This window comes from Pseudoflavonifractor sp. BSD2780061688st1 E11 (genome assembly GCF_005844125.1).
GTDB classification, from domain to species: domain Bacteria; phylum Bacillota; class Clostridia; order Lachnospirales; family Lachnospiraceae; genus Sellimonas; species Sellimonas catena.
Genome location: NZ_SPHM01000001.1, coordinates 87,472 through 100,516, shown reverse-complemented (window position 1 = coordinate 100,516; position 13,045 = coordinate 87,472). Strand labels below are relative to the sequence as shown.

The following is a 13,045-nucleotide window of genomic DNA, read 5'->3' as shown; positions in this document are numbered from 1 at the left end:
TCCAGATTATTCGTATTTGCGGACTGTCGCTCTTAATTTTCTTTCCAGCAGGGTTTTATAAAATCTGGCAATCATTGTAACCGTTCTGTCATGTCCCTTTACAAATTCATGCAGAATGACCGCTTTCTTCCGGTCCTGTGCCCAGATTCTTTTAAAGAGTTCGCGGCTCATCCCATACTGGAATGCCGGCACATCATGAAGCTTTCTGATATAGCCTGTCCTTTGTTTCATATTCCAGTTACAGTTTCTATGATACAGCTGCACAAGAACCGGAATCAAATGATGCTTGGCACTGCTCAAAAGTGCTTTGTCACTTTTCCGGTCAATTCCCATTTTTTCCAGTACTTTCTCTTCAATCACGGCCGAACGGACCAGCCCGTTCAGACTTTCAATATTAAATACACTGGATGTACTGGTAGCATATCTCTCATAGTGTTTAAAATATACACCGGTGTTAGTCGCAAAACGGTTTACACAAGCCAGGAACTCAAGACAGAAAGCAGTATCTTCCTCTCCCTGTTTGAACTCGGTTCTGAAATGAATCTGATGCTTCTGGATCACTTCCCTCCGGAACAGCCCGTCCCATACAGGGGAAAATACATTCTTATCCCTGAGTTCGAAATATGCTTTTTTCAGTTCTTCACGGTCATAAAATTTCTTCTGCAGTTCTCTGACATCCTTTTTCAGAAGATTCCCGTTTTCATCGATCGTCTCCGCAATACGGCCTGATTTTACAAGATCCGCATCGTATTCTTTTGCCACTTCATAATTGTCGCTCAGCCACCCCGGAAGACAGTCATCATCCTGATCGGCAAATGCAATATACTCTCCTCTGGCTGCATTCAGACCGGTATTCCTTGCCCCGCATATGCCCTGATTTTTCTGATGGATCACTCTGACTCTCGGATCCATCTGCGCAAATTCATCACACATTTTCGCAGAGCCATCTTTTGATCCGTCATTAACCAGAATCAGTTCCAAATCATCTAGGGACTGATCCAATATTGTTTTTACCGTTGTTTCTAAAAATTTTTCGCCGTTGTACACCGGCATGATTACACTTACTTTCATCATCAATCTTCCTCTGGATTTACCTGTTTTGAATTCTGTTTTTAACTTCCTGAATCATCACTTTTATAAAATCCCGTTTCCAGATTACGTATATGATATACATACACAGATACAGAACGGTTGAAAGCCAGGATTCTATATTCCAGCTCAGAAGAATAAATCCTCCTGCCAGAACACATTCGGCAGTCATGTCTTTCCACAAAGAGAAACGAAGAGTTTTTGCCAGCAGGCTTTCTCCGATACAGCAGCGGATTCCCATCAGTACCGGAAGCATTGCAATCGCCAGCGTCAGATTATCCAGCACATAAACCGAAATTCCGGTTGCCACCAGTGTAATCGCCACGGAAATCCAGTTGATAATCATAAACTCTTTTTCTTTTCTCAATGCTTTTAAATATGTGCTGATCAGCAGCGTTAATTTGCTTTCAAATACACACATCGGGAACAGCAGTGCCATATACCGGAGACTTTCCGCATATTTCGGAAGCCACCAGGACAGTATGACACGCGCCGGATAATAGATAATCAGAAGTCCCAGAACGAAAATCATCAGAATATTTCTCATCTTCACATAAATTTCAACATAATGATTTTCATCCATGTTTTTCAGCATCGGATAGATTACAATGCTGACAGCACTGATAAAGGCAAGCAGCAGATTAGATGCTGTAATTGTCAGTGATACCCTTCCGAAAACTTCAACGGACCAGTGGTTCTCTATCGCAAATCTGACAATACCGACAAGGAGCTGGCCTGCAATATTGGCAATCATCAGTTTAATACCGATGGACACATTATCCCATGCCTCACGGATCCCGCCTGCCCAGTCAAGCATTTTCCCCTTCACGATATCTTTACATTCTCTTGAAAGCAGAACAAGAGTCAGACCTCTTGCAAACAGATCTGCCCCTATCAGTATCTGAAAGCTTCTGACACCCGCAATAAGAAATCCGATCACCAGAAGCGCGTATACAATTTTTTCCAAAAGGTAGTTTCTGGCATAGTCTACAATTCTGTTTGTCGTCTGCAGAAGATACTGAAGAAATGTCCTCGGAATCTGAAGCACACAGCATAATGCCACTGCCAGAAGGACCATTTCCCGGTTTGAATCCTCGCTGAACAGAATTGTACAACCTGCGAAAACCGCTGCAAGCACAATTTCAAAAATTGTCAAAAGCCAGAACTGTGAGTGAAAATAGCCTTTATCCAGCTCTTCATACTTTTTCCCGCCAAACTTCAAATATACTCCGTCTGCCCATCCGAAGTGGAAGAAACCGACATAAGATGCATAAAACAGATACAGCTGCCAGTATGAATATTCTTTCACTCCAAGTATTTTCGGAACAAACAGCACCAGAATCAAAGAAACCAGAGTGTTTGTCCCGTTTGCCACTACGGAATATGATAGGTTTTTAATTAGTTTTCCTGTTTTCATATCCTACGCCCTTTTTCGTTGTCTATATTCTTTCAGAAGCTGCGGAATTTTTAATACCACTAAATAGCTGACAATCATATAAATAAACAGATTTACAGTTCCAACCGCAACATATGCAGAAAAGAACTTTTCTTCTATGGCCTGAATAACCAGCGGATACGCAAAGATCGCATATACAATCATCGGGCCTTCCGACGACTGTTTCTTCACGAAGTTATAAAAGAATCCATAGAATACTCCCAGATAGAACTGTACAATATAAAGTCCCACATAGCCAAAATCATTAATATATCTTCTCAGCGAAGTAAATACATTCCCTTCCACACCGTTAAAACTGATAAATTCCAGTGCCATGTTCATGCTGACATCACTCATTCCCAGTTTATTCAGCACGGCATAAACTCCGTACAAAGTTTCACTTCCAACGATCTGTGAAACCGGAATATGATTTGCGATGTAATGATCCAGAGACGGAATCGAAAGTCCCGTATAAAACGCGATCGTATCCACAATAGAAGCCAGATTAAACCGGTTTGCAGCCATCCCGAGGAAAATAAACAGTACAAGGAAAAGCGCAAGCGCTCCCCCGCCAACAAGAGCAATCTTCCAGATATTAATACTTTTCCAACGGTTCTTTTTACTGCACATCAAAAGATACAGCATGAGATAGTACGCAATCCACTCGATGGCAAATCCACGGGTCACTGTTCCAACCGCATAGATGCCAAATCCCAGCACAACGGGAACGGCATAGAGACAGTCAGTCTTTTTGAATCTGCGGTACACAAAATTGTGGAGAGCCGCCCATCCGAAAATATAAGATAGCGCCTTTGAAAAAACAAGAATATGATTCAGCCCTCTGCTTCTGCTGTAGCCTTCCTGCAAGGTCATCCTTCTTGCATAGGTCATCATTGCTCCGTATCCTTCCGCATTTCCGCCCTGTACTGACAATACATAAATTGTACGGAAGGCGTATAGAAGAAATACACACATAAGAAGAATAATGACAATCGTGAGTCCCGTCGGTATCTCAACTCTGTCCAGACGGATTTCCGGCTCTTTCTTAAACAGGCACCTGCAGACTTTTTTTGAAAAGACCTCTCCAGCCCCGAATATAAGAAGCGCGGAAATAATAATAAATACCGTCACATATGACAGGGAAAACTGCCATTTTGACATATAAACTACTGCTACTCCGGTACTGATCAAAAACATGATCGTGGAAACAGCAAACGGAGACAAAATATCCTTTCTGGATATGATCAGGGCTATGATCAGCAGGAGACATAACGCTGCCAACAATACATAACTGCTCATAAGCATCCCTTCTCCTTTGCCTATCTTGCCGTCTTATCGCTTCTGATAACCTTGATTCCGAAATACGTTGCTGATACAAGGATACCAAGAACCGCACCTACGCCCAGTTCCAAAATCGTATTGACCTTTTCTTCTCCCTGCGTAAAGATCGGCTCCTCGTTCATAATTTCCTTAGCAACATCATACTTGATATTTTCATCTGAAAGCGCCGCAATGGATCCTGCATATTCCACATAAGAGTTAATTACTTCCCTTGCAGCTTCCTTCTGGCTTTCCACACTGTCCTCTGTAACCTCTGTGTTATAAGTAATATTATACATAGTAGATGTGGCCAGTCTCTGAAGCCGGATATTTTCATTGATCCATTCCTTTTTGGATTTGGCATTTTTATCATCCCACTCAGGATCCAGAGTGCGGATTGCATCTCCCTGATCCAGAAGCTCTACACAGTCACTGAGCAGAGCTTCATTCTGCCATACACTCACATAATCATAAACAGATGCTGTTCCGTCTCCAAGATATGTATATGTAGTAATATCAAATTTCAGGACAGCGCCCACTGTCAGATTTTCTCTTTGTTCTTTTACATCATTATTCTGGGCAAATCTCATTACTCCAAAGGCAACTGCTGTTACCAAAACAAAAACAATGACCATTTTCAGCCAGCATTTTTTTAATATTTTTCCTGCTGTTTTCATACTTTCTCCTTACTGTCTTTTGATAAATTGTATTATTTTCCTGCATACTATCTCAGATGCGTGTCCGCTTTCTGTGTCTCCAAGAAGTTCATGATGCTTCCGGATCTTTTCCCGGCTTTCCTCGTCGTCGTATTCCCGGATCAGCCTCTGGAGCTCCGGATTGGTCTTTGCGATCGGGAATGCCCATGTTGCCGGATCAGAATAGAAATTCCGTTCCTGCTCATATTTGTCAAAATCCGGAGCAAATAAAAATCCCGGTTTCTTTGTCAGTGAGTAATCCCATATCGTGGAAGAATAATCTGTAATAAATACATCCACTGTATACAGAAGCTCCTGCATATCCGGATAATCACCGGCATCAATGCAGCCGTCCGTTTTTACATGTTCCACAAAATGATGTTTTCTCATGAGAAAGACCCACTCACCGCCGAATCTGTCCTGCAGCGCTTTGAGGCAGCCTTCCACATCGATCTCAAGATCAAAATTGGCATTTCCTTCCACACCACGGTATGTCGGTGCAAACAATACGATTTTCTTTTCCGGATCCAGGCCGAAATACCGGTATACTTTTCCTTTGATATCTTTGTCAGTTCCATTGATAAGGAAATCATTTCTTGGCATTCCACATTCAAGAAACCGATCCGTCGGGACTGCCTTTGCAATATGCATGACCTCCGTAAATTTTTTGCATCCGGATAAAAAGACGTCCGTCTGACCGCCGCAGATCCGGTTGATCTTCACTTCCGGGTCATTCGGATCCGGAATGGTATCTCCTCCAACTCTTTTATATGCTCCTCCTCCATGCCAGGTATTAATAAAGCACTGGCTTTTCCGTTTCGGGATAAAACTTCCGATCCCGTCATTATTGATAATAATCCCTGATGTCAGCATATAGTAAATGGAGGCGGCTGTATGCGGTTTTACATACTTTACCCGGTCCATCGGTTCCGCCTCTTTGTCATATTCCCAGATGTACTCAAATATACCCGGATACTTTTCCCGCATATATTCAAATATATACCACGGGTTACAGGAAAGCGAAGTTCCTCTGTTTGCTGAAAGGTATATTCTTCTCTTTTTCACCGGTATCAAATATATCCCTTTGCAGACAAATCTCAGAATGTACACAATCCACAGTTTGATGTGTTTCATAGATTCACCCTTACTTTCTTTTGATTTTTTCAAACAGAAGAGGCCCGTATTTTCTGGCCTCATATACACCTTTTCCAAGAAGCAGACAGGATTGGATTCTTTTTTTATTCAGGCTGTTCTGCAGAAGCTTCAGTGCCGGATTTTCCACCCTGCACATTGCTGCCGTTCTCAGATACAGTTCATCCCTGGCCACGCAATGTACCCATGTCTTTTGCTGGCTTCCTTTCATCTTTGACTGCGGATCTGCGTTCCGCATCAGTCCGGAAAGAATGTATCTCAGATAAATTACTCCGAGTATGTCTACTGCTTCTTCAAGAATGTCTCTCCTCTGACAGAAGCGGTACATTTCATAAACTCTCCGTCTGCTGAGTTCAAAATACTCCTTTACAAACTTTGTAGTAATGCTCCCGTTAAACCGTTTATTATAAATGTATCCTGCTGTATCGACTGCCGCCAGCGATTCTGAATGTTCCAGCATTCTTATTGTAAAAAAGAAATCTTCATAGAGCACTGCTTTCTCAAAACGGATTTCATATTTTTCCGCAGTCTCTCTTCTGTACAATTTATTCCACTGGTATCCCAGCAGTGTATTCTTTTCCAGTGTCAATGCCTCAGACGCAATCTCCCTTTTTTCTTTCCAAATCCCTTTTTCCGGCAGAATCGGGTTCTCGGAAACAACGTCGCCGTCTGAGTTGTAAAACCGCTCTGTTGCTCCCCAGACGATCATATCAATCCGGCCGTCTTCCGAAGCGTCCACCGCTTTTTTATACAGCCCTGTCTCGATGGTATCGTCCGCATCCATAAATGCAAGGTATCTGCCTGACGCCGCCTGAATTCCACGGTTTCTTGCCATTCCGGCTCCGATATTTTCTTTCAGCTGTATCAGACGTACCCGCTCGTCCTGTTCCACATATCTTTTGCAGACTTCACGGCTGTTGTCACTGGAACAGTCATCGACAACAATCAGCTCCAGATCACGAAAACTCTGATTTAAAACACTTTCGATACTGTCAGCAAGATAGTCCTGTGCATTATACACCGGCATCACCACACTGATCCACGGTTGTCTCTTTTCCATTATCTTCCCGCCTTTAATTTTGTAAACAGTTTCGTGTTCTTTGTTTTTACAAATGTGATCACTTTCGCCTCAAGATAAGTAAGCCATGTGCTCTTCCAGCGTACCGGCAAAAGCATTACCTTCATATAGGAAGATCTTGGTCTCGCGATTCTGACCATTTTCTCTACTCTTGGATTTGCCAGCATCTTTTTGATCTCGTCCCGTTTTTCTTTTTCTGTCATATCACATTTCGGGTTGGTGACATTTTCCACGCATCCGATAAAGCGTTCAATATATCTTCTGGCGATCATCTCTTTGCTTCTCGCGTCTCCGACATGCCATTCCTTATAAAGATCCATCATCCAGCCATGTTCTTCTTCCCGTTTTTCGTACATTCCCGGGCGGTAAGCCGCTGTCTCGGATTCGGAACGTGCCCGGAGAAAATGGTAGTACTGTCTGTGAGTCACTGTCACCCGTTCTACGTTTCTTACAATGCTGACATTAAACGGGAAATCATCCCAGAATGTTTCCGGAAACCGAAGATTGTTTTCCATGATGTATCTGGATTCAAAAAGCTTGTTCCACGGTGTGTAGAGCAGGTTTTTATCGAACAGTTTGTAGGCATTGCGGCGGAAAGACTCTTTGTCCGGATATACGGCATCCTCCACCACATAGTCATCTGTCACATAATTCTCTTTATCGTAGTAGGTATCGATATAAAATCCTGCCACGACAAGCTGAGCGTTATCACGTTTTGCAAGCTTGTACATATCTTCCAGCATGGTCGGCTCTGCCCAGTCATCGGAATCCATGAAATACATGTATTCCCCTTTTGCAATATCAATTGCTGTATTTCTGGCACTTGGAGCTCCCCCGTTTTCTTTATGGATCACATGAATTCTCTCATCTTCTGCGGCATAGGCATCGCAGATTTCACCGCTCCGGTCCGGAGTTCCGTCATCGACGATCAAAAATTCCCAGTCTTTTAATGTCTGAGCCTGAATGCTCTCAATCGCCTTTCCTACATATTCTTCTACCTTATAGACAGGCATAATGACACTGACTTTGATTTTATTTTCTCCCATAATCACGCTCTCCTACTGTAATTCTTTTTCCACAAGCTGAAATGCGGATTCAATCACTTTGTCCATGTCATAATATTTGTACTCCGCAAGTCTTCCGCCAAGAAGCAGATGTTCCTCATCCGCAAGGTTTCTGTATTTCTGATAAAGTTCCTGATTTTTATCGTCATTAACCGGATAATACGGCTCCATACCCTCTTCCCAGTCGGTCGGATATTCTTTGGTAATCACAGTTTTCTCCTGAGTTCCAAATTCAAAGTGCTTATGCTCAATAATCCGGGTATACGGAGTTTCTCTGTCGGTATAATTGACAACCGCCACACCCTGATGATTTTTCTCATCAAGCACTTCCGTCTCAAATTTCAGACTCCGGTACTCCAGCTTTCCAAAACGATATCCGTAATATGCATCCAGCATTCCGGTATAGAGCACCTTCTCACCCAGTGCATTGTATTTCTCTTTTTCCTCGTTATAGTCAACGCCAAGCTCTACATCGCATCCTTCAAACAGAGCGTTAATCAAAACATTGTACCCGCCGATCGGAATCCCCTGATAAAGATCGTTAAAATAGTTATTATCGTAGGTATATCTCACCGGAAGGCGCTTAATGATAAACGCCGGAAGATCTTTACAGTCTCTGCCCCACTGTTTTTCCGTGTATCCTTTGATGAGTTTTTTATAAATATCCTCTCCTACAAGGCTGATGGCCTGCTCCTCCAGGTTTTTCGGTTCTCCCTTGACTGCGGCCTTCTGTCTGTTGATGATTTCTTCCGCCTCTTTTGGAGTCGCAATTCCCCACATTTTGCTGAATGTGTTCATATTGAACGGCATATTATAAATTTCGCCTTTGTAGTTTGCGACAGGAGAATTCGTATAACGGTTAAACTCTACAAGAGAATTGACAAAATCCCATACTTTCCTGTTGCTTGTATGGAAAATATGGGCGCCATATTTGTGTACATGAATTCCCTCGATATCCTCACAGTAAAGATTCCCTCCGAGAGTTTCTCTTTTTTCCACAATCAGGCAGGTCTTCCCTGCTTTTTTTGCAAAGTACGCAAAAGTACCTGCGAATAACCCTCCGCCTACAATCACATAATCATACTTTTTCATATCCTGTTATTCCTCCGCTTCCGTTTCTTCTGCTTCTTTAAAAATATATTGACTTGTTTCGCCTGTCCGGAACGCCTCCGTGCTGTCCGATTTCAGAAGGACAATCGCCGTCTGGAAAATCAGCTGAATATCGCGCAAAATATTGAATTCTTCAATATAGATCATGTCCATGATCAGCTTGTCTTTTGGTGATGTATTATATTTCCCCGCAATCTGCGCGTATCCGGTCAGTCCCGCCTTTACCCGGAGTCTGTAACGGAATTCCGGAAGTTCTTCCTCGTACGCCTCCACATTTTCCAGCATCTCCGGACGAGGTCCTACAAAACTCATATCCCCTTTTAAGATATTGATCAGCTGAGGCAGCTCGTCCATCCGGATTTTCCTCAGAATTCTTCCCGGTTTGGTAATCCGGTCATCGTCATCTGTTACAGAGTGATTTTCTACATTTTCTTTCATCGTCCGGAATTTGTACACTTCAAAAACACGTCCGTTTAATGTCGCACGCTTCTGCTTGAAAAAAATGTGTCCTCCATCATATGCTTTGATCGCAATTGCACTGACAATCCAGATTGGAGAAGTTACGATTCCAAGAACAATCGCAAGAGACATATCCAGAAGTTTCTTCATAACACGCTGTTCCATCGTCCAGGCTTTGACATTGGCATTCAGAACGGAAACATCGTCCAGAAGATAGTATTTGGCACTCATCTCAACAATATCCTCGATTTCCGGATTAAAATAAATATTGATCTTATACTTATAACAAAATCTTACTATTTTACTTCTGACCTCAAGCGGAACGTCATGAATAAACACGGTATCGGCTTTCTTTACCGTCTCAAGAAGATGTCTATCTCTATAGTCCATGATATAGTCGATTTTATACTGTTTTTTATATTTCAGAATTCCTCTTACAATATTATCAAGGCTTTCCTGAGAAGATGTTACGATACAGCAGCTCTCCGGCTTGTGAATCGTAAAAAACAGTCCGTTTCCGGCATACGCAAAGATGATAATAATAATGACCTGAACAATAAAACTCAAAATCAGAGACCCGATGCTGTCGAGCCGGAATGCATAAATGCTTGGAGTAATCGTATTCATAATCATCAGCTGAATATACGTCACAATGTCCGTGAACAAAACAGCCAGAGAAAGTGAATAGATGATCGGTTTACTCTTTCTCCGGCCTACATCATACTTGCCGTAAATGCTGAGAAACAAAAGCCCTACAATGCAGTATGTGGAAAACGTAATTCCCATCGTTCTGGAAAGTACGCCGAGAGCCTTATTTTCTCTGGACATAATAAACATAAAGGTGCCCATCAATAAAATATATAGCAACAATTTGATGCACAGCCACATGGTTGACTCAAATTTTTTCAGTTCTCGTTTCATAAAACACCTCTCTGGTCTACAAACTTCCTATATTATATAAGATTTCCATACTTTCCGCAAGTTTTTAGACCTTAAAAATTTCTTATCTTGTAATAATTTTGTAACACTTTTTTCTCAAAATCCTTTCTAAGCCTTTATCTTTTCCAATGTATTGTCATACTTTTCTTCATTTATCAATTTTCTGAAATTTTTGTGAAAATAAAAAACAAGGAGAATCCCGTAAAAGATTTCTCCTTGTTTTCCTCGTTTACTGTATTACCATTGCATTTCTGTTCATGGTCCTATACGCTTTTTCAAAACTCGAAAAGCTGTATTCTACTTTTCCCCGGATAGGATCATTGACTTTTACCACTTTTCTGTTTTTATCATAGCCGGTCAGAACGACACAGTGTGCTCTGGACGGCCAGTAAAAGGTAACACCATTTTTTCTTCCTGCCCGGAACCATGTCGTACTTCCCATATTGAGGGTTCCCCACACAACAACCGGCATCCCCTTGTCAATATACTGAAACAGTCCTTCAAGCGATGTTCCGGTAATATTTTTGGCAGATCTGTTTTTCACGTTGACCGCCTTGAAATAGTTCGCCGCCGTCTGGCAGATCACCGGGGCCCAGCATCCATAACCGCCTGTCAATGAGCCCGGATTCCCCATATAGGCCGCATATGGATTTGTGGAATGAAGCGGCCCTCTTGGAAGATATTTATTGCAGACATCATTTGTCGTCAGCATATACCCATAATACCGAAGTACCATATATAAAGAAATTGCCTCACACCCGTTCGGATACTTTGGATTCTGATAGGTCAAAGGTACATTTAATGACTTCTTCCCCGTATACTGTTTATAGTATCCTGAATTTACCGGAGCATTTCCTCCTTTGGGAACCATCTGGATCTGGAGTGCCTCCATACGATATCCGTATCCTGTCGTTCCGGCACTCTGACCATTTTTCGCCCACCCAAGCCAGCCAAAATTCTGGACATGGGCACGGTAGTAAATATCGTAGTACTTTTCGATCTCTCCGGTCAGTTGAATCTGAACCGCCTCCATACGAAGCGCCCTGCCGGTTGTCCCCGCAAGGGCTCCATTCTGTTTCCAGCCCTGCCAGCCGATATTCTGCACATGGGCGCGGTACTGAATTCCTCCGGATCTTCCATTCATGGCTGCATTCGTCAACCGGATTTTCAAAGCTTCCATCCGAAGACTCTTCCCGACCGTACCAAGAATCTGATTATTTGTGACTTCACGGGTATTCCCGATATTCTGCACATGACCGGAATACTTCAGATTTCCCGTGCTGTACCCTTTACAAAACGCATTTCCGGCTGTTCCCGGTGCCGGATCACCTTTTTTGACCAGACAGATTTTCATTGCCTCCATCCGATAGTAAAAAGCTTCGGTTCCGGCGCTCTCACCGTTTTTCGCCCAGCCAAGCCACCCAAGCTGCTGAACATGAGCAGAATAGTATACATCATAATATCTGGCAAGTTCTCCCGTCAGCTCAATCTGGATCGCTTCCATTCTGAGCGACTTTCCTTTCGTACCTGCCAGTTCACCATTTTGTTTCCAGCCCTGCCAGCCGATATTCTGGACGTGGGCGCGGTACCGGATCCCTCCGGACGGACAACCTGATTCCCCGGCTCCTTTTATAGTCAGCCTGAGACCTTCCATCCGCTTTTTCTCTCCGGTCGTTCCAATCAACTTTCCAGAACCCGTTGTCGTCCGGTCGCCGTATGTCTGAATATGTGCTGTGGTGGATAATGCGGAAGATGGAAGTCCTTTTACAAAATATCCCTGATTTTCTCCAGGCGCTTCGCTTCCTTTCTCCACCAGGCAGATCCGAATTGCTTCGACCTGCCGTGAAAAAGCTTCTGTTCCGGAACTCTGTCCGTTTTTCGCCCAGCCGAGCCAGCCGATGTTCTGTACATAGGTTGTATAATACACGTCATACTTCTCTTTTATTTCACCGGTCAGTTCAATCTGAACCGCTTCCATGCGAAGGGATTGTCCCTTTGTTCCGGCATAATCGTCATCACTGACCCAGTCCATCCAGCCGATATTCTGCACATGGGCCCGGTACCGGATTCCTCCGGCAGGCTGTTCCTCCCCTTCTTTTGTATAAAGCTTTATGGAAATCCCCTCTATTCTCTGTCCGGATCCCGGCCGGCCCGCCACAGCACCGTCCATCACGGGTTTTTCCATATTACTCTGTCCGGATATCTGATAAGACACGCCTGCAACCGGTTCTTCCAGACTCTGTGTCAGCAGATCCTGCTCTTCCTCTGCCGCTTCTTCTGTCTGACCTTCTGCATCCATATCCTGAGTTGTTTCATCTGTGTCTTCCGGGATTTCTCCATCCGGAAGAGTCTCTGTTTCCCCGCCTGTCTTGCCAGCTTCCTCTTCACCGGCTCCGGCTTCCGGGTCCTGTTCCTCAGTGCTTCCGGCATCATCCTGGCTGCTGTCAGTATCATCCTGAACAGAATCCGGGGCATCTGCGTCTTCTGCCGGATCCATATCCGGATTTTCACCGGATTCTGCCATGTCTCCCTGATCCGTCAGATCTGTCTCCTGATTTTCCTGCGTTTCTTCCACAGTACCAACTGTCTTTTCCTGTGCAGGCATCTGGTCTGTTCCGGCGGCCGATGCCGGAACAAGCTGTCCTCCTGCCAGTGTCAGAGCCAGAATACACGCTATGAACCGTTTTTTCTGCTTTCTCATTTT

10 protein-coding genes are annotated in these 13,045 nt (G+C 43.6%); all 10 read right to left on the bottom strand.

Going from position 1 to position 13,045, the window contains the following annotated elements:
- Positions 1–6 precede the first annotated feature (6 nt).
- The gene (locus FGQ85_RS00415; protein WP_171027850.1) at positions 7–1,071 is read right to left on the bottom strand and encodes a glycosyltransferase; all 1,065 of its coding nucleotides are present in this window, start codon (positions 1,069–1,071) and stop codon (positions 7–9) included.
- Between the two features lie 19 nt (positions 1,072–1,090).
- Entirely contained in the window at positions 1,091–2,506 is a 1,416-nt protein-coding gene (locus tag FGQ85_RS00410) for a hypothetical protein (protein WP_118635802.1), read from the bottom strand.
- A gap of 3 nt (positions 2,507–2,509) precedes the next feature.
- Positions 2,510–3,823, bottom strand: coding sequence for an O-antigen polymerase (locus FGQ85_RS00405; protein ID WP_171027849.1), 1,314 nt, complete (start codon positions 3,821–3,823; stop codon positions 2,510–2,512).
- A gap of 20 nt (positions 3,824–3,843) precedes the next feature.
- Complete coding sequence (locus FGQ85_RS00400; protein WP_138372388.1) at positions 3,844–4,521, bottom strand: hypothetical protein; 678 nt, start codon at positions 4,519–4,521, stop codon at positions 3,844–3,846.
- 9 nt (positions 4,522–4,530) lie between these two features.
- Positions 4,531–5,673, bottom strand: a complete 1,143-nt coding sequence (locus tag FGQ85_RS00395; protein ID WP_171027848.1) for a CDP-glycerol glycerophosphotransferase family protein — start codon at positions 5,671–5,673, stop codon at positions 4,531–4,533.
- A 10-nt stretch (positions 5,674–5,683) separates the two neighbouring features.
- Entirely contained in the window at positions 5,684–6,751 is a 1,068-nt protein-coding gene (locus FGQ85_RS00390; protein ID WP_138372386.1) for a glycosyltransferase family 2 protein, read from the bottom strand.
- The gene (locus FGQ85_RS00385; protein WP_087168353.1) at positions 6,751–7,815 is read right to left on the bottom strand and encodes a glycosyltransferase family 2 protein; all 1,065 of its coding nucleotides are present in this window, start codon (positions 7,813–7,815) and stop codon (positions 6,751–6,753) included. The genes FGQ85_RS00390 and FGQ85_RS00385 overlap by 1 nt, the downstream gene beginning before the upstream one ends.
- Positions 7,816–7,827: 12 nt before the next feature.
- Complete coding sequence (gene glf / locus FGQ85_RS00380) at positions 7,828–8,925, bottom strand: UDP-galactopyranose mutase (RefSeq protein ID WP_118635800.1); 1,098 nt, start codon at positions 8,923–8,925, stop codon at positions 7,828–7,830.
- A gap of 6 nt (positions 8,926–8,931) precedes the next feature.
- On the bottom strand, positions 8,932–10,323 hold the full coding sequence (locus tag FGQ85_RS00375; protein WP_087168355.1) for a sugar transferase: 1,392 nt from the start codon (positions 10,321–10,323) through the stop codon (positions 8,932–8,934).
- Between the two features lie 247 nt (positions 10,324–10,570).
- A complete protein-coding gene (locus tag FGQ85_RS00370) occupies positions 10,571–13,042 on the bottom strand; it encodes a C39 family peptidase (RefSeq protein WP_171027847.1) in 2,472 nt (823 codons plus the stop codon).
- Positions 13,043–13,045 lie beyond the last annotated feature (3 nt).

What these genes read in the sequence shown, in the direction of transcription:
- FGQ85_RS00415 (WP_171027850.1), bottom strand. Translation starts at nt 1,071, where the DNA reads ATGAAAGTAAGTGTAATCATGCCGGTGTACAACGGCGAAAAATTTTTA.
- FGQ85_RS00410 (WP_118635802.1), bottom strand. Translation starts at nt 2,506, where the DNA reads ATGAAAACAGGAAAACTAATTAAAAACCTATCATATTCCGTAGTGGCA.
- FGQ85_RS00405 (WP_171027849.1), bottom strand. Translation starts at nt 3,823, where the DNA reads ATGAGCAGTTATGTATTGTTGGCAGCGTTATGTCTCCTGCTGATCATA.
- FGQ85_RS00400 (WP_138372388.1), bottom strand. Translation starts at nt 4,521, where the DNA reads ATGAAAACAGCAGGAAAAATATTAAAAAAATGCTGGCTGAAAATGGTC.
- FGQ85_RS00395 (WP_171027848.1), bottom strand. Translation starts at nt 5,673, where the DNA reads ATGAAACACATCAAACTGTGGATTGTGTACATTCTGAGATTTGTCTGC.
- FGQ85_RS00390 (WP_138372386.1), bottom strand. Translation starts at nt 6,751, where the DNA reads ATGGAAAAGAGACAACCGTGGATCAGTGTGGTGATGCCGGTGTATAAT.
- FGQ85_RS00385 (WP_087168353.1), bottom strand. Translation starts at nt 7,815, where the DNA reads ATGGGAGAAAATAAAATCAAAGTCAGTGTCATTATGCCTGTCTATAAG.
- glf (WP_118635800.1), bottom strand. Translation starts at nt 8,925, where the DNA reads ATGAAAAAGTATGATTATGTGATTGTAGGCGGAGGGTTATTCGCAGGT.
- FGQ85_RS00375 (WP_087168355.1), bottom strand. Translation starts at nt 10,323, where the DNA reads ATGAAACGAGAACTGAAAAAATTTGAGTCAACCATGTGGCTGTGCATC.
- FGQ85_RS00370 (WP_171027847.1), bottom strand. Translation starts at nt 13,042, where the DNA reads ATGAGAAAGCAGAAAAAACGGTTCATAGCGTGTATTCTGGCTCTGACA.